This window comes from Sphingobium sp. RSMS, from assembly GCF_005406185.4.
Classification (GTDB): Bacteria; Pseudomonadota; Alphaproteobacteria; order Sphingomonadales; family Sphingomonadaceae; genus Sphingobium; species Sphingobium fuliginis.
Window position 1 is genome coordinate 844,799 of the sequence record NZ_CM191257.1, and the last position, 21,469, is coordinate 866,267.

Sequence of the window (21,469 nt, forward strand, 5' to 3'; positions counted from 1 at the left end):
CCTCAGAAGCCGGCCATCAGCCCGTCGATCGCGCCCTGCAGGATGTAACTCGCGGCGAGCTTGTCCACCAGTTCACCCCGCCGCGCGCGGCTGGCATCCGCCTCCAGCAGCGTCCGCGTCACCGCCTGCGTCGACCAGCGCTCGTCCCACAGCAGGATCGGCAGGCCGAGGTCGGCGATGTTCCGGGCGAAGGCGCGGCTTGCCTGGCTGCGCGGGGATTCGCTGCCGTCCAGGTTGAGCGGCAGGCCGATCACCACGCCCTTCACCAACTGCTGTTCCATGAACGCCGCCAGCGCGATCTTGTCCTTGGTGAACTTGCCGCGGCTCACGGTATGGGCCGGGCTGGCGATCGACCATCCCGCATCGCACAGCGCAAGGCCGATCGTCTTGGTGCCCACGTCCAGCCCGATCAGGCGGCCGCCATGGGGCAGGGCTTCGCGGAAAACCGCGCGGTCGGCGGTAAGAATGGACATGTCTATTTCTTCAGAAAGGCGGCCAGCCGCTGTTTCGCATCCTCGCGCACATCGGCCCAGAACAGCGCATAGTCATAGACGTGATAATTATTGCCCGGCAAGGTGAAGGGCCCCATGTCCACCGGCTCCCCGATCATCAGCACGCCGCTGGTGTCGCAGCGGGCGGGGACGATGCCGGGAACCAGCCGGGTCGGCTTGCCGGCATCCCGCGCATCCAGCGTGCCGCGATTGGCGCTGGCGGGCGCGGCCCCGTTGAAGGCGCCGGTGATGGGATTGGTGCAGAGCATGTGCGTGCCCTTGTGCGGCCTGCCGGTGAAGCTCGGCTTGCGTTCGAAATTTTCGATCACCGCCGACGGATCGGCCGGTTCGGCATAGCTTTGCCAGCTCACGATGCAATGCGACTGCTGCCGCCGCGCGCAGGCGGGAAGTCCAAGCGCGGGCAGGTCGGCCTCTACCGAAATCGGCCAGCCCACGGCATAGACGGCGGCGATGCGGTCGGCGACCGGCTGGCCGGCGACCTGCTCCCGCAACAGTTTGAGCAGATGGAGCGACCCCTGGCTATGGGCCGCGAGGATCAGCGGGCCTTCGGGATTGGCTTTCAGGAATGCGGCAAAGGCTTGCGCAACATCGCGATAGGCTGCGGCGAGGGATTGCTCGCCAGCCGGCTTGTCGGTCAGGAACGCCCCGTAATTGGCCTGGCGGTAACGGGGCGCCCAGACGGAACCCGCCGCGTTGAAGGCGCTCGCCTGATTCTGCACGAAGCGCCGCGCGGTGGCGAGGGATTCCTGGTCATCCAGCCGCATGTTCCAATGCGCGTCGCCCAGCGTGGTGATGTAGGAGGTCGGGTGAATGAAGAAGACCGTCGCCTTTTCCGCCGACGGCGCGTCCTTCACGCCTTCGGGAGTCCACAGGGCGGGGTTGTCCTTCACGATGTCGGGCCGGGCGATCCACATCTTCGGATCGTCATAGGCGTTGGCGGGGAGCGGTTCGATTTGCGCGAAGGCTTCCCGAGGGACCATGACCGCGCGGATCATCTGCATCCCCCAGATGCGATAGGCCAGCAATGCCGCGATCACCAGCACGATCAGGCCGGTTACGACATAGAGGAACTTGCGGGCCAAGGATTGCTCTCCCTAGTGATGGACTGTTTCTGTCTGGCGTAAGCCGCGAGCGTGCGCAAGGTCTCGGAGGATCGGGACTTGAAGCGGGCGTGGCCGGGTGGTAGCGGCGGGGCCATGTCGATAGACCTTCAGACCGTGAAAAAGATCGCCAGCCTTTCGCGCATTTCGGTGACCGACGCCGAAGCGGAGGCGATGGTGCCCGAACTCAACAACATCCTGGGCTGGGTGGAGCAATTGGGCGAGGTGGACGTGACCGGCGTGGAGCCCATGACCGCTGTCATTCCCAATCATCTGCGCCTGCGCGACGATGTCGTCACCGACGGCAATGTTCGCGACAAGGTGCTGGCCAATGCCCCGCAGGCCGAACATGGCTTTTTCGCGGTTCCCAAAGTTATCGAATGAGTGGGAATCTTTCACCCGTTCGGGCTGAGCTTGTCGAAGCCCAGTCCTTTCTTGAAGAGAAGTGCGGCCCTTCGACAGGCTCAGGGCGAACGGAAATTTGGGTATGACCAACCTTACTGATCTGACGGTCGCGGAAATCCGCGACGGCTTCCGCGCGGGCGACTTTTCGGCGCGCGAAGTGGCGGCGGCGTTCAATGCCAATGTCGCCGCCGCTAAGGCGCTGAACGCCTTCATCGTGGAAACGCCGGAAAAGGCGCTGGAAGCCGCCGACGCCGCCGACAGGACGAGGGCTGCGGGCGAGGCGTTGAAGCCGCTTTCGGGTGTGCCGATCGGCATGAAGGATCTGTTCTGCACCGAAGGCGTGCAGACGACCGCCGCGAGCCACATGCTGGAAGGCTTCAAGCCCACCTATGAATCCACGGTTTCGAAGAAGCTGTGGGAAGCGGGCGCGGGCATGCTGGGCAAGCTCAACCTCGACCAGTTCGCCATGGGCTCTTCGAACGAGACCAGCTATTACGGCAATGTGATCTCGCCCTGGCGGCGGGGCGGCGGCGACAATGCCGCGCTGGCCCCCGGCGGTTCCTCGGGCGGTTCTTCGGCGGCGATTTCGGCGCGGCTCTGCCCGGCGGCGACCGGCACCGACACGGGCGGCTCGATCCGCCAGCCTGCCGCCTTCACCGGCATTTCGGGGATCAAGCCGACCTATGGCCGCTGCTCCCGCTGGGGCATCGTGGCCTTCGCTTCTTCGCTGGATCAGGCCGGGCCGATGGCGCGGACGGTGCGCGACAATGCGATCCTGCTGGAAAGCATGGCGGGCTTCGATCCCAAGGATTCGACGTCGCTCGATCTGGCCGTGCCGCAGTGGGAAGCCAATCTATCGAGCGATCTCAAGGGCAAGAAGGTCGGCATTCCCAAGGAGTATCGCCCCGACGGCTTGAACGCCGAGATTGCGGCGCTGTGGGACCGCGGCATCGAATGGCTGAAGGATGCGGGCGCCGAGGTTGTCGAAGTGTCGCTGCCGCATACGAAGTACGCGCTGCCGACCTATTATATCATCGCGCCGGCGGAGGCGTCATCGAACCTCGCCCGCTATGACGGCGTGCGCTACGGCCAGCGCGACCTGCCCGAAGGGGCGGGCCTCCAGGACATGTATGCCGCGACCCGTGCCGCCGGTTTCGGGCCGGAGGTCAAGCGCCGCATCATGATCGGCACCTATGTGCTGTCGGCGGGCTTCTACGACGCCTATTATACGCAGGCGCAGAAGGTCCGGGCGCTGATCGCCCGCGATTTCGACCAGGCCTTCGAGAAATGCGACCTGCTGCTGACGCCGACCGCGCCGAGCGCCTCCTTCGCGCTGGGCGAGAAGCAGGCCGATCCGCTGGCCATGTATCTGAACGACGTCTTCACCGTGCCGGCTTCGCTGGCGGGACTGCCGGCGATGGCGGTGCCGGGCGGGCTGGACGCGCAAGGGCTGCCGCTGGGTCTCCAGATCATCGGCAAGGCGCTGGACGAGCAGACCGTGCTGAACGCGGGCCTTGCGATCGAGGAACGCGCGGGCTTTGCGGCGCGGCCGGAGAAATGGTGGTAAAGCAAACACCGTTCGCCCTGTTGAAAGGAGCCGCTTGTCTCCTTGCAATGTCGAAGGGCCTCACTTCTCTTCAAGAAAGGACTGGGCTTCGACAGGCTCAGCCCGAACGGAAAAAGAAATATGAGTGAATATCGCATCCAGGGTGCAACCGGCGAGTGGGAGGTCGTGATCGGCCTGGAAGTCCATGCGCAGGTTACGAGCCAGGCGAAGCTCTTTTCCGGCGCGGCCACCGCTTTCGGCGCGGAACCGAACACGCAGGTGAGCCTGGTCGACGCGGCCATGCCCGGCATGCTGCCCGTGCCGAACCGCGAGTGCATCCGCCAGGCGGTGCGCACCGGCATGGCGATCAAGGCGCAGATCAACAAATGGTCGCGTTTCGACCGGAAAAACTATTTCTACGCGGACTTGCCGCAGGGCTATCAGATCAGCCAGCTCTACCACCCGCTGGTGGGCGAGGGCGCGATCGAGATCAGCCTGGACGAGAAGAACCCCGATGCGCAGGTCAAGACGATCGGCATCGAGCGCATCCATGTCGAGCAGGACGCGGGCAAGCTGATGCACGACCAGCATCCGACGCGGTCCTATGTCGACCTGAACCGTTCGGGCGTGGCGCTGATGGAAATCGTGTCGAAGCCGGACATGCGCTCGCCTGCCGAGGCTGGCGCCTATCTGTCGAAGCTGCGGACGATCCTGCGCTATGTGGGGTCCTGCGACGGCAATATGGATCAGGGCTCGATGCGCGCGGACGTCAACGTCTCGGTTCGCAAGCCGGGCGAACCCTTCGGCACCCGCACCGAAACGAAGAATGTCAATTCCGTCCGCTTCGTCATGGCCGTGGTGGAACATGAGGCCAGCCGTCAGGTGGACGTGCTGGAGGCCGGCGGCAAGGTGGTGCAGGAAACCCGGCTCTACGACCCGGACAAGAATGAAACGCGCTCCATGCGGTCGAAGGAAGACGCGCATGACTATCGCTATTTCCCCGATCCCGACCTGCTGCCGCTGGAACTGGACGATGCCTTCCTGGAGGAATGCCGCCAGTCGCTGCCCGAATTGCCTGACGCCAAGCGCCAGCGCTATGAGCAGGCGCTGGGCCTTTCCGCCTATAATGCCGCGACGCTGACCGCCGACGCCGACACCGCGCGCTGGTTCGAGGCGCTGCTGGCCGAAGGCGCGCGCATCCAGAAGAAGAGCGAGGGCGAGGTCGCAAAGGCGTCCGCCAACTGGCTGCTGTCGGAGCTTTACGGCGCGCTCAACCGCCTGGGCAAGACGCTGGAGGAAAGCCCCGTCAGCCCGGAAGAGGGCGCGGAACTGCTGGCCCTCATTGCCGACGGCACGATCAGCGGCACCATCGCCAAGCAGGTGTTCGAGATCATGCTCGAAACCGGCGACAGCGCGCCCAGGATCGTTGAGGAAAAGGGGCTGAAGCAGACCAGCGACACCGGCGCCATCGAGGCCGCGGTCGCCAAGGTGCTGGCCGACAATGCGGACAAGGTCGAACAGTATAAGGCGGGCAAGGAGGCGCTGTTCGGCTTCTTCGTCGGTCAGACGATGAAGGCCATGCAGGGCAAGGCCAATCCGCAGGTGGTGAATGAGTTGATCAGGAAGGCGCTGGCCTGATTGGTCCATTATGAACGATGTCTGTTCCGGCAGGCATCGTTCGATCTGTACCTAAGATGTTCTCTTTGCTAAGCCCTTGAGCAACAGCCGCCATGAGTCGGGGGACTTGGCTGTGTGCAGGGGGAACATTCATGCGATTTGCGTTCGGCCACGCCATTTTGTGCCTTTTGCTCGGCTGCCTGTCGCCGGCCGTCATGGCGCAGGAAAAGTCCGCCGTGCGGCAGGGCTTCCTGCTCGATCCGAATTCGACCAAAATCCTGTTGTTCAGGCCCAGGGTTACCGTTGGGAGCCAGTCGACCGCGGGCATGTTCGAACCCAATGCCGACTGGACGCAACAGGCGCGGGACAATCTGGATCTGGCCCTGGCGGAAGCGCAGCAGCGTCTGGGCAATGAGATTGTCGGTTCGGCCGATCCTGTGGGACAGCAGGCCGAAAGCCTCGCCGAATATCAGTCGCTCTTCGGCATCGTCGCGCAATCGGTGATCGAATTTCAGTTCTTCCCCGGCAATCGATTGCCAACGAAGAAGCGCGAAGGCGCGGCGTTCGACTGGACGCTGGGGCCCGGCATATCCGCGCTCGCTGCCCGCTCGGGCGCGCGCTATGGGCTGTTCATCTTTACGGAGGACCAGTTCGGATCGACCGGACGGAAGATTTTCCAGTTGTTCGCGGCCATGGGCGGCGTCGGCATCACCTCCGGCCAGCATAAGGGCTTTGCAGGTCTGGTGGACCTTGCCAGCGGGGACCTGCTCTGGCTCAATGCGGACCTGCAGATGGGCGGCGATGTCCGGACCATGGAGGGCGCCCGCCGCCGCGTAATGCAGTTGCTGGAGGATTTCCCCGGCAGCACCCCCAGCCTTGCCGCTGCCGCCCAATGACGGGCGCGTTGCTGCGGGCAATGGCGCTGCTGGCCTTGACTCTGCCGGTGGCGGCGGTGGCGGCCCGCGGGCCCGCCGATCTCCCGCCCTACAGCCAGGCCTATCAGCCGCAAGGGACGGACGAGCGTGGCCTGTGGATGCTGGCCGACGAGGATGAGCGGGAACTGCGCGACTCCAAATTCCTCATCGACGATCCGGCCCTGCAGGCCTATGTGGCTGGCGTCCTGTGCCGGGCTGTGGGTCAGGACCGATGCCGGGGCGTGCGCATCTATCTGGTCCGGGTCGCATCCTTCAACGCCAATATGGCCCCCAACGGCACGATGCAGGTCTGGAGCGGGCTCCTGCTGCGGGTTCGAAGCGAGGCGGAACTGGCGGCGGTACTCGGCCACGAGTTCGCTCATTTCGAACTGCGACACAGCCTTTCAGGCTTCCGGAGGCAACGTTCAGCGACCGACATCGCCGCCTGGGCGGCCTTTCTGGGTCAATATGGCGCGACCGTGCAGCAGGCGGCGGTCGGCTCATTCTTCCAGTTCAACCGCGATCAGGAAAAACAGGCCGACCTGCTCTCGCTCAAATATGCGATCCAGTCCCCTTATTCGGCGCAGGCGGCGGCGCATGTCTGGCAGCGGCTCATGGATGAGGCGGATGCGACCGCGCTGGGGCGCAAACAGCGCAGCCAACGCTATGATCGTGTCGCCTTCTTCTCCACCCATCCGACCAATCTCGATCGCGCGACCTATCTCGCAGCCCTGTCCGCCGATGTCGCGGCCAAGCCGGAGGGCGCGGAAAGCTATTCGGCGGCGCTTGCCAAATGGCTGCCGGATTTCCTGTCCGACCAGATGAAGCTCAACGATTTCGGCGGTACGGAATATCTGTTGTCGTCGCTGGCGGGGGAGCATTGGACCGCGCCCCTGCTGTTCGCGCGGGCCGAACTGTACCGCCAGCGCGGCAATCCGCGCGATCTGGCGGCGGCGGCCGATTTCTACCGATCGGCGCTCGCGGCCGACCCCGGCCTGGCGGAGGGCTGGCGCGGATTGGGACTGTGCCTGATGCGCAACCGTCAGCGGACCGAAGGCGCGGATGCGCTCAAGAATTACATCCGGCTGCGTCCCCAGGCGGCCGATATTCCCATGCTCCAGACGATGACCGGCGAATAGGATTTTCTCATGGCGAAACGAATTTCATCTTTTCTGGCCGTGATCTGCGCAGTTCTGGTGGCGCAGCCGCTGATGGCCGGCAATGCCCTGATGCCGGCGGGGACGTCCGTTGCCGTGGCCAAATCGACCCTCACCGTCACGCCGGACCGGGAGTGGAACCGCCTGTCCGCCCGTCCCGACCGCAATTCGGAGACATGGACGCTGGACGGTGACGATCTGAACGGCGTCAATTTCTACAGTATCGAAACCGGGCGGACCTTGTTTCGGGAGGTGAGCAGGAAGACCAGGCCGCTGCCGCGCTTTTCCTCGACCATGTTGCTGACCGATATTCCTGCGCTGCTGGAAAATAGTTATCGCATCGCGCTTGGGACGACGCTCTTTTCGATGACCGCCATCGAGCCTGCGACATTTCTGGGCGAAAAGGGCGTGCGCTTCTCCTACAGTTTCCGAAAGCAGATGGAGGATGTGTCGCGCAGCGGCGAAGCGGTGGGCGCCATCGTCAAGGGCAGGCTGTACCTGGTGACGTTCGACGCGCCGGCCATTCTCTATTTCGATCGGGACGTTCCAGCCTTTCGGCAGATATGGTCCTCGGCCCGCCTCGAAACCCCTCCCGCTCTTGCGCGGCGCTGACGGGGGATAGCGAAAAGGGGCGCTGCCGGGGGAAGGCAGCGCCCCTTCCTTTACAGCCATGACACCGTTGGGAACCGGCTCATGTCATGGCGGATCGGCGGGCCGGGAGGGTCTGTGGGGTGTGGCCCGCCAATTCACTGCTAGGACGTCACAGGATGAAGTTAACCGTCGCCCGGAGGGAGAGGGCGACATGATTTTGTTGTTCCTCCGCCCCGAATTCGCCGCCGACGCGGAAAGTTTCGGTGCCGCCGATCAGCCGGGCGCGGCCGGTCCACCCGCTGGTGCGCTTGTCCGAGATCAGGGTGAAGTCCTCGCCACCGGCGAAATGGGCGGTGGTGTCGCCCAGTGATCCGCCGATGATCTGGCGCCGTCCTCCCTCCAGCTCGAACCGCATCCAGCCATCCTCCCGATTGAGGCTGCCGAAATCGTAACCGACCGTGACATTGCCGCTGGCGGTCAATTCGTCGCTGGTGCGGCCGTCGACGATCAGGTCAAAGGCAGCGCCGCCGCCCGTCTCGCCATAGCCGTCTTCCTTCAGGCGGTAATAATCGATGCTGGCCGCCGGACGCAGGGTGAAGCGGTTGAAGCGCATCTCATAGGAGCCGCCCGCCGTTGCGGAGTAAAGCTTGCCCGACCAGTCGCCATCCGCCGTGCGCTCGACGTCGCCGGATTCGAAATGGCGGCTGCCCCGGAAATCCACATGGGCCGCCGACAAGCGGGCATAGGTCTGGAGCGGGCCGAAATCGCCCCGCCAGTGCGCCGCCAGTTCGAACTGGTCGGAATCCACCGCATTGTCGGTGCTGCCCGAAGAGTCGCTGCCATGGATATAGGCGAAGGATGCGCCCAGAGCGCCGATCCCCGTCAGATATTCCGCGCCGAAGCTCGCCCCCCAGCCGTTGATGTCGTAGGATGCGGTGTCGCCCACGCTCTTGGAACTGCCGAACGCCACCTGTTGCAGCCAGAAGCCCAGACGCCCGTCAGCCGTGCGGTAGATGCCGCCCGGATCGCCAAGGATGCGGGCGGTCGCGCGCGAACCGGCGGTCACCGCCTCGAACGTGCCGCCGGCATGGTCGGGCAGCATCTGTTGCAGATTGGCCTTCAGCGTGTCGCCGTCGGTGATGGCAAGATAGCTGCCCGCAACGGCGCTGTCCTTGTCCAGCGCGTTGAAGATCGCGTCATAGGCCCGCGCCTGCGATCCCGTCAGGCCGAGTTCGGATACGGTCTTGGCCGCGATCGACAGCGTCACTTCCCCCGTCGCGGCGTTGCTGGCGATGGCGCCCTTGAACATATAGGGGATCAGCGTCGTGCTGGAGAGGGCGGGCGTGCCGCTCAACGATCCGGCGCGGACGATGACATAATCGCCTTCCGAACCGGCCACGCTGGTCAGGGTCGCCTTGACCTGCGATCCGCTGGCGAAGCTTGCGGCCCCCGCGACATTGTAGAGCGTGTTGGTGCCGTTGGCCGTGTCGACCGTCACGCCGATGACGGAGGACCCGCCCACTGACAGCGAGGCGAGCGCGACCGTGCCCTTGTTGCCGGCGTTGAGGGTGCCGCCATTCATCACGACGGCGGTATTGCCGGCATTGCTGATCGCGCCGTTGAGCGTGGCGGTGCCGGAAAGGGTCAGCGTCGAGGCGGCGCCGCCGAAATCCACGCCGCCATTGATCTGCGCGCTTTCCGCCAGGCCAAGGCTGGAACCGTTCCCGCCCAGCGCCACATTACCCGTCAGGGTGGAGGAGCCGGACAGCGCCAGGCGGTTGCTGCCGCCGCCCAGGTCGACATTGCCCGCAATGCTGCCGGCCGATACCGTCACGACGTCATTGCCCGATCCCAGCCGCACGTCGCCCGTGATCTTCGGCGCGCTTGCCGTGGCGGAGGCAAGCGACTGGGTCAGGGTGACGCCGCTGCCATTGGCGGTCATATCGATGGCGACGTTCGATCCGCTCTTGCCTCCAGTCGCAGAGATGGTGCCGGTGTTGGACAGGGACGACACCGTGCCGGAAGAATCGAGGATGGCGATGGCAGCGCCATCCTTGCTGCTGAGCGCCGTGGCGGAAATGGCGCCGCTGTTCACGATGGCGCGGCCCGTCGCGCCTGCGTCGATCACCAGCGCGCGGGCCGACGTGCCGGCGACGCTGGAGCCGGTCGCGCTCACCGCCCCGCCGATCTGGAGGGTGTCGGCCGTGGCGCCGCTGCCCAAACGAATGGCCGTCGCATTGCTGTCATAGGATATGGCGCCGACCGATCCCGACACCAGCAGGCCCTTGGTCAGGGTGACATTGCCGCCCAGCCCGCCAATGGCGAGGCCGCTGGCGCTGATCCCGTCATAGACGCCATATCCGGCAATCGATCCCTTGACGATCAGGCCGTAGCCGGAACTGTCCGCAGCCACCGGACCGATGGTCGTGGCCGCCGTGGCCGAACCGATCCGCACGGCGGCGGCGGAGCCATAGGTGATGATCGCGGCGGACCCTTCGCTGGCGTCGGTCAGCCCGTCATTGTCGACATCCGGCTTGGTGCTGTCCAGCGTCGGTGGAATGTCGAAGATGACGCCGCCCGTGACATTGCCGGCGATCGTCACGGCCGATCCGCCCTGGAGCAGATCGTCCGCATCCAGCTTGGAAGCGTCGCTCGGACGCGAAGTATAACGATAACCGGTGCTGGTGATCGTGCCCTGGATCTTGACCGCTCCGGTCACGTCCCCTTGCAGGGCAAGGCCGGTGCTGTTGGCGCCCGTGACGGCTGTCGTTCCGCGGATGGTGACATTGCCGGTGACCGCATTGGCCAGCACGCCATAGCCATTGTCGCCCACCACGCTGGTGGAGCCGCTGGTCGACAGATTGCCGGTCAGCGGCGCGTCGATGCGGATGCCGGCGGACTGATTGCCTTCGATGGTGATGGTGCCGCTGCTGTCGATATTGCCCATATGCGCCGCGCCCGGCTGGACCCAGATGCCGTTGCGGTTCGAACCCTTGGCGAAGGGGCCGTCCAGGTCGCCGTCCTTGTCGTCGTCGGTGGGGGTATAGTCCTCGTCCAGCGTGATCGTGCCGCTATGGGTGATGTTGCCGCTGGTGCCCGCCGCCGCGCGAATGCCGGTCGCGCCGTCCGCGCCGGAAATCTTGAGCGTGCCGGCATTGCTGACCTTGTTGTTGCTGTCCTGGGTGATGGCGGTGCCGCTGGTCAGCGTGATCGATCCAGCGGAACTGACCGTGACGTCATCCGCGGCGCCATTGGCGACGGTGGAGGTGCGGACGGCGGTGGTGGTGGAAGAACCGATGGTGGTTTCCGCCGCCGCATCGGCCACCGTCAGGGCGGCCAGAACGGGAGCGATGGCCGTGCAGGCCAGTAGATTGCGCATGATGTCTCCTCTGCGTGCCGCGCCTCTTTCCGATGAGCGCGCATGCGGTGAAGACGGCGCGGGAACGCCTGTCCCGTCAGTTAAAAATAATGCGATGCAGGATCAGAAGGCGAAATCCAGGCCAAGCCGGACAGTGCGCGGACGCAGCGGCGTCACATAATCCCCGCTAAGGTCGAAGGGCGTGCCCAGCGAGAAGCGGTTGCCGATGCTGTCGAGCAGGTTGGTGAGGGAGAGCGACCATTGCACCGTCCCATGGGTCAGCGCCGCGCTGAGCGCCGTGTCCACATAGTCGCCCTGTTCCCGGCCCAATATCGGCCCCACGCCCAGGCGCGACTTGCCGACATAGCGGGCCGATCCGCTGAGTTGGAGCCGCATGTCCCCTCCCACCGGCGCGCGATAGTCGAAGCCGATGCGGCCGCCCCAATTGGCGACATTGGGCAGGCTCAAGGACTGCCCCTCATAGGAGAGCAGGCGCAGGAATTGCGCCGGGCGGCTGAGGCGGCTGTCATTGTAGATGATGCTGCCGTCCAGCGTCAGCCGCGACGCGGGGCGGACGGCGACGCGCCCCTCCACCGTATAGATGCGCCCGTCCCCGATATTGGCGGTGGTGGGAATGCCGATTCGGTCGGTCACGTCGGCCTGGATGTCCCGCCATCTGGTATAGGCGACATTGCCCGTGACCGCGACCGGATCGATGCCCGGAATTCCCCTGCGGAAGCCCAGTTCCACCGTGGAGGCGCGGTCGTTGCGGAACCGCTGGATATGCTGGTCGTCGACAGCCAGCCCGCCGGGACGGAAACCCTGCTGGAACCGGGCATAGACGGTCGTCCCGGGCAAGGCGTCGGTCAGCAGGGAGAAGGATGGGAGGAAGATCGTCTCGCTCCGGTTCGCCTGCGCCTCCGCGCGTGCGATGGCGGCAAGGGACAACAGGGCGATGGGGTCCAGCACCTCGCCGGTCAGGCGGCTGTTGGTCAGTCGGCCGCCCACCGTGGCGATCAGGCCGCGCATGGGTTCGAACGACGCTTCGCCGAAGAGCGTCGCCTCGCGGATGCGGTTGTGCACGCCGGTCGAGGTCGCGGCCATGCCCCGCCCGTACATCGGCACGCCGGGAATGACCTGCGGCTGCATCAGGGCCGTTCCATAGGAGGTCAGCGAACGCTGAATATCCGACGTGCTTTCCAGATAGGATGCGCCCAATATCCAGCCCAGGCCATTGTCCAGGTCGCGGACGATGCGGTTTTCGGTCGAGAAGATGTCGACCTTGTTCCTTTGCCGGAACAGGGCGGCGGGCGCGTCCGCCCCGGCTATCTCATAAGGCGTCGCATCATAGCTTTCCGTCAATATGTTGCGCACGAAGCCGGTGGAGGAGACGAAGCGCAGATCGTCCCATTGCCGCTCCACCCGCAGATTGGCGAGCGCATAGTCGGACGAATAGGGCTGGGCGACGGCGGAGGCGCGCTTGAGGTCGCCTATCGCCTTCGCGGCATATTGCGCATCGTCGCCCTCGATCCGCTGGAAGACCCCGGTGAGGTCGATGGTCCAGTTCTCGTCCGGCGCGAAACGGAGCGCGGCGCGGCCGCCATAGGTGCGGATGCGGTTGACGTCATGCCTGTCGCGCAGGACATCGTCGATATAGCCGCCGTCCTGCACGCCATAGCCGACGATGCGCAGCGCGATCTTCTCCGTCACGACCGGCAGGTTGATCGTCGCGGCCAGGTCGCCGCCCGGATCGCCATGCTGCGTCGCGCTGAGCCCGGCGGAGACCTGCCCGCCGGCGCGCACCAGGTTGGGCGCATTGGGGATCATGCGCACGATGCCGCCCAGCGATCCCGCGCCATATAGCGTGCCTTGCGGCCCTTCCAGCACCTCCACGCCCTGCATGTCGTAGAGCCGGAGGTCCGGGTCCGGCGCGGCGTAGTTGAGGCGCATGTCGCCCAGATATTGTCCCGTCGTCGCCTGGGTCGGTCCGGCGACGCCGGAGTCCGCGATGGCGCGGATGAACAGCTTGTTGCGGCCCGTGCCCGCATGGGTGGAGCTGAGGCTCGCCACGCGGAAGATCAGGCTGGCGGTGCCTCCGGCCGCCTCCCCGGCGGTGAAGGCGTCGTCGCCCACCGCATCGACCATCCCGGCATAGCGGGGAAGCGGGGTGTCGCGCTTGGATGCGGTGACGATGATCTCGGCCGGTTCGGGCGCGGCTTGCGGAGCGGGTTGGGCGATGCGGGCGCGGGGCTGCTCGCGCACCACCACCGGCGTCCGGACGATCCGCCAGGTGGTCGCGTCGATACGCCGGATGCTGGCGCCGCTGCCCTTGACCAGCCGCTTGAGTGCCGCTTCCACCGACAGGCGTCCCTCCACGGCGGGAGTGGCCACGCCCGCCAGCGACTGGTCCGACATGCCGATGCTGGCCCCGGTCTGGCGGCCGAGCGCTATCACCGCCTCGCCCAGCCGTCCGGGGGCGATGCTGATCTGCTGTCTTTCCGCCGCTTGCCCAGGCGAAGCGGCCATCATGGCGAGGGCGGCGACGAACAGGACGTCAGCGTGGCGGGCCATCCCCCTCCCTCAACAGCCAGCCGTCGCCCTGCCTGACGGCGCTGAGGCCCATCAGCGGCGCTGCCTGGCCAAAGAAGCGCGCGGGGTCGCGGTGCAGGCGGATCGTCCCGGTGAAGCGCATCGTCCCCGCGCCGGGGGTGGCGGTGAGCCGGACCCCCAGTGAGCGGGCGATGTCGGCGCTGATCTGCGTCACCGGGGCGTTCGCATAGGTGAGGCGGCCCTGACGCCAGCTTGCGACGGCGTCGGTGGCGACGTCCATGACGCGCAGGCCGTTCTCGTCCTCCATCAGCGCGCGGCCGGCGGGCAGGGCGATGGCTTCCGCCTTCGGATTGTAGATGACCTCGCCCTCCGACACGCCGATGCGGGTCGCATTGCCGGCGCGGACGATGTTGAAGACGGTGCCCGCATCCTCGAACAGCGCGTCGCCCACGGTGACGCGGAAGGGATTGGCGGCGTCATGCCGGATGGTGAAGGCGGCCTCTCCGCTGTCGAGCGCCGCGAAGCGCGCGTCATGCCGGTCGAAGCGCATGGTCGTGCCGCCGTTCAGTTCGACGCGGGTGCCCTCGTCCAGCGCGACGGTGCGGGTTTCGCCGGGCCTGGTCGTGACGGTGTAGATGTCGCTGCGGCTCCACATGCCGACCGATATGGCCGCCACCAGCGCCGCCGCCACCGCCCCGCCGCCGATCAGCGATCGGGACCAGCGCCAGCCGCGCTCGCCCGCATCATTGGCCGGAGCCGCCACGGTCACCGGCTCCGCCGGAACGATCTCTGCCAGATCGGCATCCGCCGCCATCAATGCATCATAGGTGGGCGCATGCACGGGATCGGCCTCCAGCCATGCGGTGAAGACCTCCCAATCGGCAAATTCGGGATCGCGCGTGCGGATGACCCATCCGAGCGCCTCCTCGTTCATCATGGCTTCAGCCCTGTTCATGTCAGCCCCTCATCTGAGCCAGACGCCGCCGCCTTCCTCATTCCGTATCCATTTTCTGCTTGAGGGCGATCATGGCGCGATAGGCCTTTTGCAGATCCTTCTCCACGGTGGTGAGGCTGACGCCCAGTTCCTCCGCGATCAGCCTTTGCCCGACGCCCTCCAGGCGGAAGCGGCGGAACACCAACTCGACGCGCGGCCCCAGAGATTGCAGCACGGCGCGCGCCTCCTCCAGCCGTTCGTTCAGGATCAGCCGTTCGTCCACGGCGATGTCCTCCGACGGGTCGGCCATCACGCCGCCCGCGCCCTCCGCCCAATCCTGCTCGCGCCGTTCGCGGCGGGTGGCGGAACGATAGCGGTCCAGCATCAGGTTGTTCGCCATGCGGTAGAGATAGGGCAGGGGATCGGCAATCGGCCCCAGATCCTTCTCCTCCAGCTTCATCCACATGTCCTGCAACAGATCCTCGGACTCGTCGCCCGCGCCGCGCGCGCGCAGGAACCGCAGCAGGGCGGGCCGGTTGTTCAGGAAGATGGCGGATAGGCCGGTAGCCATGAAGAGCTTGCGTCCAGTGGGATCAGGCGGTTGCCATAATGGGCCGATGAAGGCGTTGCAACGGGCAAGCGGCCCATGGGATATTGCCATTTACCTCCGGCCATGCCTGATCGGGAGCATTTCCGGATTGACCGTTTGAGGTCGGCGGCTCGGAAAATGCGGCATCGAAAGACAAGAGCATTTTCCCTCATGGTGAAATTGCTCTAGGGGCAGCGGGCAGGCCGGCAGGAGGATCGATGCAGCTTATCGGGCAGGTGAATGTGGAGGCGGCGCGGGCATCCGGCATGGATGCCGGGAAATTGCAGGCGCAGGCCGCCTTCGTTCATGAACGCTATGTCGTCCCGGGCAAGCTGCCCCATATGCAATGGCTCCTGTCGCGTGACGAACGACCCATCGTCTCGGTCCTCAGCGGTGCCGCGCGCGCAACCGGCGAGCCGCTTGGGGATAACGCGCTTTACCGCATCGCCTCCATGACCAAGCCGGTGACCTCGGTCGCCTTCATGATGCTGGTGGAGCAGGGGCTGGTGGCGCTGGACGATCCGGTGACGAAGATATTGCCGGAATTCGCCGATCTCGCCGTCGGGGCCGATGGGGCGGGTCGGATGCGCCGCCCGATGCTGATGATCGACCTGCTGCGGCACACATCCGGCCTTACTTATGGTTTGCAGCGGCAGACGGCCATCGACGCGCGTTACCGTGAACTCGGCCTCGACGAGTTCCAGCAGAAACGCAGTTCCGACGAATTCATCGCCGCGCTGGCCGCGCTGCCGCTGGAATTCTCGCCGGGTGAGCGGTGGAATTATTCGGTGTCCACCGATGTGCTGGGCGTCGTGGTGGAGCGGCTGAGCGGCCTCGACCTGGAGCGATTTTTCCGCGAGCGCATCTTCGATCCGCTGGGCATGCCGGACACATTCTTCGAACTGCCGGAGGATCGCGCCGGGCGGATGACGGACGCCTGGCAATGGGCGCAGGACGGCACGCTGTCGCTCTACGACCGGGGCGAACGCAGCGGGTGGCGCCGACCGCTCAAGCTGCGTTCGGGGGGCGGGGGCCTCATCTCCTGCACGGCGGATTATCATCGCTTCGCCCGCATGTTGCTGCGCGGCGGCGAACTGGACGGCGTGCGGCTGCTGAAGCCGGAAACGGTCGCGGCGATGCATGCCAATCATCTGCCGGGCGGGGGCGATCTCGCCAGCCTGTCCTCCTCCATGTTCAGCGAGGCGGATTATGCGGGCGTGGGTTTCGGCCTCGGCTTCGCGACCGATCTCAGGACGCAGGAATATTATTGGGGCGGCGTGTTCTCGACATTCTTCTTCATCGATCCGGTGGAGCGGCTGATCGGCATTTTCATGACCCAGCATTTTCCCTCAAGCATCCATCCGGTCCGTCGCGAGTTGAGGCAGGGTGTTCGCCATGCCATCATCGAAAGCCGCGCCGATTAATTGCTGCGCTGCAAAATTTGCTGTTGGCGAGCCTCGGGACGGCGTGCCATCATCGCGCCCGGACTCGAAGGCGAAAAGGGGCACGTTTATGAACCTGAAAGGCCAACCCACCCTCCCGAAGCCCGCTCCCCGGCAGGTCGATCCGGAGGTCCTTGCCCATGAGATCGTAGAGCGGTTGACCTACCGGATCGGCAAGAACGCCACCGCCGCAAAGCCGCACGACTGGCTGCATGCGGTGATCCTCGCCATTCGCGACCGGGTGATCGATGCATGGATCGCCTCGACGGAGAAAACCTATGAGGAGCAGGGACGGCGGGTCTATTATCTGAGCCTGGAGTTCCTGATCGGGCGGTTGATGCGCGACGCGGCGTCCAACATGGAGATGCTGGACGACATGCAGGCGGCATTGAGTTCGCTGGGTGTCGACATCGACATCATCGCCGCGCTGGAGCCGGATGCCGCGCTGGGCAATGGCGGCCTAGGGCGGCTGGCGGCCTGCTTCATGGAGAGCATGGCGACGGTGGACGTGCCCGCCTATGGCTATGGCATACGCTATGTGAACGGCATGTTCCGGCAGGAGATTTCGGACGGCTGGCAGGTGGAACTGCCCGAAACCTGGCTGACCCACGGCAATCCCTGGGAATTCGAACGGCGCGAGGCGAGCTACGAGATCGGCTTTGGCGGCCGGGTCGACCCGTCGGAAAATGAGGACGCCAGCCCGCACCAGATGCGCTGGCGGCCGGCCGAGCGCGTCATCGCCACGCCCTATGACACCCCCATTGCGGGTTGGCGCGGGAAGCGCGTCAATACGCTGCGCCTGTGGGAAGCGCAGCCGATCGACCCGATCCTGCTCGACCGCTTCAATGCGGGCGACCATCTGGGCGCGCTGACGGAGAGCAATCGGGCGGAGGCGCTCACGCGCGTCCTTTACCCCGCCGACAGTTCGCCCGCGGGGCAGGAATTGCGGCTGCGGCAGGAATATTTCTTCTCCTCCGCGTCGCTGCAGGACGTCGTCCGGCGGCATATCCAATATTTCGGCGACATCCGCACCCTGCCGGAAAAGGCGGCGATCCAGCTCAACGACACCCATCCGGCCGTCGCCGTGGCGGAGTTGATGCGGATACTCCTCGACAATCACGGCGTCGATTTTGACGAGGCGTGGGACATCACCCGCCGGACGTTCAGCTACACCAATCACACGCTGCTGCCCGAAGCGCTGGAAAGCTGGCCCGTGCCGCTGTTCGAACGGCTGCTGCCCCGGCATATGCAGATCGTCTATGCGGTGAACAGCCGCCTGCTGGGGGAGGCGCGGCGATCCGGCCAGTTCGACGACCGGGCCATCGGCACCATCTCCCTGATCGACGAGGGGGGAGAGCGGCGGGTGCGCATGGGCAATCTGGCCTTTGCCGGATCGCACAGCGTCAACGGCGTGTCGGCGCTGCACACCGAATTGATGAAGGAAACGGTGTTCGCCGACTTCCACCGGCTCTACCCGGCGCGGATCAACAACAAGACCAATGGCGTCACCTTCCGCCGCTGGCTGATGCAGTGCAATCACGGGCTGTTCGAACTGGTCAGGGAAGCGATCGGGGACCGCTTCATGGACGATCCCGAAGCCTTGCGGGAACTGGATCGCTTCGCCGACGACAGCGCGTTCCAGCAAAAATTCCTGGCCGTCAAACGCGCCAACAAGGTCGCTCTGGCCGATCTGCTGCGCCAGCGGGTCAACGCCCGGATCGATCCTTCGGCCCTGTTCGACATCCAGATCAAGCGCATCCACGAATATAAGCGGCAGTTGCTCAACATCATCGAGGCGGTGTCGCTCTACGACCAGATAAGGTCGCATCCGGAAAAGGATTGGGTGCCCCGCGTCAAGCTGTTCGGCGGCAAGGCGGCGCCCAGCTATCACAATGCCAAGCTGATCATCAAGCTGGCGGGCGACGTGGCGCGGGCGGTCAATCACGACCCGGCGGTGCAGGGCCTGCTGAAGGTGCAGTTCGTGCCCAATTACAATGTGTCGCTGGCGGAAATGATGATCCCGGCCGCCGACCTGTCCGAACAGATTTCGACCGCTGGCATGGAAGCGTCGGGCACCGGCAACATGAAGTTCGCGGTCAATGGCGCGCTCACCATCGGCACGCTCGACGGCGCCAATGTGGAGATGCGCGACCATGTGGGGGAGGAGAATATCGTGATCTTCGGCCTCACCGCCGCCCAGGTGAACGAACGGCGCGCCCATGGCTACGACCCGCGCGAGGTGATCGGCCACAGCCGCGAGCTGGGCCAGGCGCTGGATGCGATCGCAAGCGGCGTCTTTTCCCCCGACGATCCGGGACGGTACAGGGATCTGGTGCAGGGCATCTACGATCATGACTGGTTCATGGTCGCGGCCGATTTCGACAGCTATTCGGCCGCGCAGCGCAGGGTTGACGGGATATGGCAGGACCAGACACTGTGGGCGCGCAAGGCGATCCACAATGTCGCGCGCATGGGCTGGTTCTCGTCCGACCGCACGATCAGGGAATATGCGACGGACATCTGGAAGGTGCCGGTTTGACGCGAGGCCGGAACTAGCGTGGGCTTGACCCCGGAACAGATCGCCCGCCTGCTGGAGGGGCGGGAGGATGATCCGTTCGCGACGCTTGGCGTCCATCCGGCGGAAAAGGGCTTCACCGCCTGCGTCTTCCTGCCCGATGCGGTGAGGGTCGATGCTTATAGGCTGGACGGCAAGGCCGCGGGCACGCTGGACCGGGTCCATCCGGCAGGGCTGTTCTTCGGCAAGGTTGCCCTGCGCAAGCGCCAGCCCCTGCGCTATCGGGCGACCTATGCCGATGGCGGCGAACATACGCTGATCGATCCCTACAGCTTCGGCCCGGTGCTGGGGCCGATGGACGATTATTATTTTGCCGAAGGGTCTCATGCCCGGCTGTTCGACAAGATGGGCGCGCACCTCATCACCCATGAAGGGGTGGGGGGCACGCATTTCGCGGTCTGGGCGCCCAATGCGCAGCGGGTGTCGGTGGTGGGCGACTTCAACCGCTGGGACGGGCGCCGGGCGCCGATGCGGCGGCGGCAGGATGCGGGAATATGGGAAATCTTCCTGCCCGAAGTGGGGGTGGGCAGCGCCTATAAATATGAGATTGTCGGGCCTGACGGGACGGTCCTGCCGCTGAAGGCCGATCCCTTCGCCTTCCGCTCCGAACTGCGGCCCGCCACGGCCTCCATCGTGGCGGCGGTGCCCGACCATGACTGGGGCGATGAGCGCCACCGCGACTATTGGCAAAGGGCCGATCCGCGCCGCGAACCCATTTCCGTCTATGAGGTGCACGCCGGTTCATGGCAGCGCGACGATGATGGAAATTTCCTGAGTTGGGATGACCTTGCCCACCGGCTGATCCCCTATGTGGTCGGCATGGGCTTCACCCATATCGAATTCCTGCCGATCAGCGAATTTCCCTATGACCCAAGCTGGGGCTATCAGACCACCGGCCTTTACGCGCCGACCGCGCGCTTTGGCGATCCGGAAGGTTTCGCCCGCTTCGTCGACGGCGCGCACCGGGCGGGAGTGGGCGTGATCCTCGACTGGGTGCCCGCCCATTTCCCGACCGACGCCCACGGGCTGGCCCATTTCGACGGCACCGCCCTTTATGAGCATGCCGATCCGCGCAAGGGCTTCCATCCCGACTGGAACACGGCGATCTACAATTTCGGCCGGCGGGAGGTGGCGCAATATCTGGTCAACAACGCCCTCTTCTGGGCGGAGCGCTACCATGTCGACGGGCTGCGCGTCGACGCCGTCGCCTCCATGCTCTACCTCGATTACAGCCGCAAGGAAGGGGAGTGGATTCCCAACAGCCAGGGCGGGCGGGAGAATGTGGAGGCGGTCGATTTCCTGCGGCAGATGAACAAGGCGCTCTACGGCACCCATGCCGGCGTCATGACCATTGCCGAGGAGTCGACGAGCTGGCCGAAAGTGTCCCACCCCGTCCATGAAGGGGGCCTGGGCTTCGGTTTCAAATGGAATATGGGCTTCATGCACGACACGCTGCGTTATCTGGCGCGCGATCCGGTGCACCGCGCCCATCATCATGACGACATCACCTTCGGCCTGCTCTACGCCTTTACGGAGAATTTCGTGCTGGCGCTCAGCCATGACGAGGTCGTGCATGGCAAGGCGTCCCTGCTGCACAAGATGCCGGGCGACGACTGGCAGAAATTCGCGACCCTGCGCGCCTATTACGCCATGATGTGGGGCTATCCGGGCAAGAAGCTGCTGTTCATGGGGCAGGAATTCGCGCAGCGGGCCGAATGGAGCGAGGCGCGGGCGCTCGACTGGCACCTGCTCGATCACGCGCCGCATCGGGGCGTGCAGTTGTTGGTGAGCGACCTCAACCGCCTCTATCGTTCTCGCCCGGCGCTGCATGCCCGCGATTGCGAGCCGGAGGGTTTCGAATGGGTGCTGGTCGACGCGGCGGCGGATTCGGTCTTCGCCTGGGTCCGTCGCGCGCCCGGCGTATCGCCCATCGTCGTCATCAGCCATTTCACGCCGACCTTGCGCCACGGCTACAGGATGCGCCTGCCCTCCGGCGGCCGCTGGTGCGAGATCATCAACAGCGATGCGGCGGATTATGGCGGCAGCGGCGCGGGAAATATGGGAATTGTCGTCGCGGATGAGGAAGGATGGGCCAATGTCACCATTCCCCCGCTTGGAACGTTGATGCTGGAACTGGACTATTGAAACCGACGGGCGGAAACCGAGCGCTCGCGAGCAT

15 protein-coding genes are annotated in these 21,469 nt (G+C 65.3%); 9 read left to right on the top strand and 6 right to left on the bottom strand.

What is annotated here, in order from left to right; genetic code table 11:
• Positions 1 to 2 precede the first annotated feature (2 nt).
• Together ruvX and EGM87_RS03925 are read right to left on the bottom strand one after the other, a co-directional pair.
• Complete coding sequence (ruvX, locus tag EGM87_RS03920) at positions 3 to 473, bottom strand: Holliday junction resolvase RuvX (protein ID WP_103001402.1); 471 nt, start codon at positions 471 to 473, stop codon at positions 3 to 5.
• Between the two features lie 2 nt (positions 474 to 475).
• Positions 476 to 1,594 carry a DUF3089 domain-containing protein gene (locus tag EGM87_RS03925; protein WP_137709809.1) on the bottom strand — a complete coding sequence of 373 codons (1,119 nt, stop codon included), beginning with the start codon at positions 1,592 to 1,594 and terminating at the stop codon, positions 476 to 478.
• Between the two features lie 114 nt (positions 1,595 to 1,708).
• On the opposite strand from EGM87_RS03925, the gene gatC reads away from it, so the two are divergent.
• The 6 genes from gatC to EGM87_RS03955 all read left to right on the top strand — a co-directional run bounded on the left by gatC (position 1,709) and on the right by EGM87_RS03955 (position 7,863).
• Positions 1,709 to 1,996, top strand: a complete 288-nt coding sequence (gatC, locus tag EGM87_RS03930; RefSeq protein ID WP_025548067.1) for an Asp-tRNA(Asn)/Glu-tRNA(Gln) amidotransferase subunit GatC — start codon at positions 1,709 to 1,711, stop codon at positions 1,994 to 1,996.
• 103 nt (positions 1,997 to 2,099) lie between these two features.
• Positions 2,100 to 3,584, top strand: a complete 1,485-nt coding sequence (gene gatA / locus EGM87_RS03935) for an Asp-tRNA(Asn)/Glu-tRNA(Gln) amidotransferase subunit GatA (RefSeq protein ID WP_137709808.1) — start codon at positions 2,100 to 2,102, stop codon at positions 3,582 to 3,584.
• Between the two features lie 120 nt (positions 3,585 to 3,704).
• Complete coding sequence (gene gatB / locus EGM87_RS03940) at positions 3,705 to 5,201, top strand: Asp-tRNA(Asn)/Glu-tRNA(Gln) amidotransferase subunit GatB (RefSeq protein ID WP_044662042.1); 1,497 nt, start codon at positions 3,705 to 3,707, stop codon at positions 5,199 to 5,201.
• Positions 5,202 to 5,332: 131 nt separating this feature from the next.
• The gene (locus tag EGM87_RS03945) at positions 5,333 to 6,076 is read left to right on the top strand and encodes a hypothetical protein (protein ID WP_137709807.1); all 744 of its coding nucleotides are present in this window, start codon (positions 5,333 to 5,335) and stop codon (positions 6,074 to 6,076) included.
• A complete protein-coding gene (locus tag EGM87_RS03950; protein WP_171010030.1) occupies positions 6,073 to 7,233 on the top strand; it encodes a M48 family metallopeptidase in 1,161 nt (386 codons plus the stop codon). Before EGM87_RS03945 ends, EGM87_RS03950 begins: the two co-directional genes overlap by 4 nt.
• Before the next feature lie 9 nt (positions 7,234 to 7,242).
• Positions 7,243 to 7,863, top strand: coding sequence for a hypothetical protein (locus EGM87_RS03955; protein WP_137709806.1), 621 nt, complete (start codon positions 7,243 to 7,245; stop codon positions 7,861 to 7,863).
• 148 nt (positions 7,864 to 8,011) lie between these two features.
• On the opposite strand, the gene EGM87_RS03960 is transcribed toward EGM87_RS03955, so the two are convergent.
• The 4 genes from EGM87_RS03960 to EGM87_RS03975 all read right to left on the bottom strand — a co-directional run bounded on the left by EGM87_RS03960 (position 8,012) and on the right by EGM87_RS03975 (position 15,255).
• Entirely contained in the window at positions 8,012 to 11,221 is a 3,210-nt protein-coding gene (locus tag EGM87_RS03960; protein ID WP_137709805.1) for an autotransporter outer membrane beta-barrel domain-containing protein, read from the bottom strand.
• A gap of 102 nt (positions 11,222 to 11,323) precedes the next feature.
• A complete protein-coding gene (locus EGM87_RS03965) occupies positions 11,324 to 13,771 on the bottom strand; it encodes a TonB-dependent receptor (protein WP_137709804.1) in 2,448 nt (815 codons plus the stop codon).
• The gene (locus tag EGM87_RS03970) at positions 13,755 to 14,687 is read right to left on the bottom strand and encodes a FecR family protein (RefSeq protein WP_137709985.1); all 933 of its coding nucleotides are present in this window, start codon (positions 14,685 to 14,687) and stop codon (positions 13,755 to 13,757) included. The genes EGM87_RS03965 and EGM87_RS03970 overlap by 17 nt, the downstream gene beginning before the upstream one ends.
• Before the next feature lie 55 nt (positions 14,688 to 14,742).
• Positions 14,743 to 15,255 (bottom strand): RNA polymerase sigma factor, encoded by a 513-nt coding sequence (locus EGM87_RS03975; RefSeq protein ID WP_044662047.1) that lies wholly within the window; start codon positions 15,253 to 15,255, stop codon positions 14,743 to 14,745.
• A 236-nt stretch (positions 15,256 to 15,491) separates the two neighbouring features.
• Between EGM87_RS03975 and EGM87_RS03980 the strand changes: the two genes are divergently transcribed.
• From EGM87_RS03980 to glgB, 3 genes are all read left to right on the top strand, one after another.
• Entirely contained in the window at positions 15,492 to 16,697 is a 1,206-nt protein-coding gene (locus tag EGM87_RS03980) for a serine hydrolase domain-containing protein (protein ID WP_137709803.1), read from the top strand.
• A gap of 88 nt (positions 16,698 to 16,785) precedes the next feature.
• Positions 16,786 to 19,254: a glycogen/starch/alpha-glucan phosphorylase gene (locus EGM87_RS03985; protein ID WP_137709802.1), complete on the top strand. Its 2,469-nt coding sequence runs from the start codon at positions 16,786 to 16,788 to the stop codon at positions 19,252 to 19,254.
• A gap of 18 nt (positions 19,255 to 19,272) precedes the next feature.
• Positions 19,273 to 21,435: a 1,4-alpha-glucan branching protein GlgB gene (gene glgB / locus EGM87_RS03990; RefSeq protein ID WP_137709801.1), complete on the top strand. Its 2,163-nt coding sequence runs from the start codon at positions 19,273 to 19,275 to the stop codon at positions 21,433 to 21,435.
• The last annotated feature ends 34 nt before the right edge of the window (positions 21,436 to 21,469 follow it).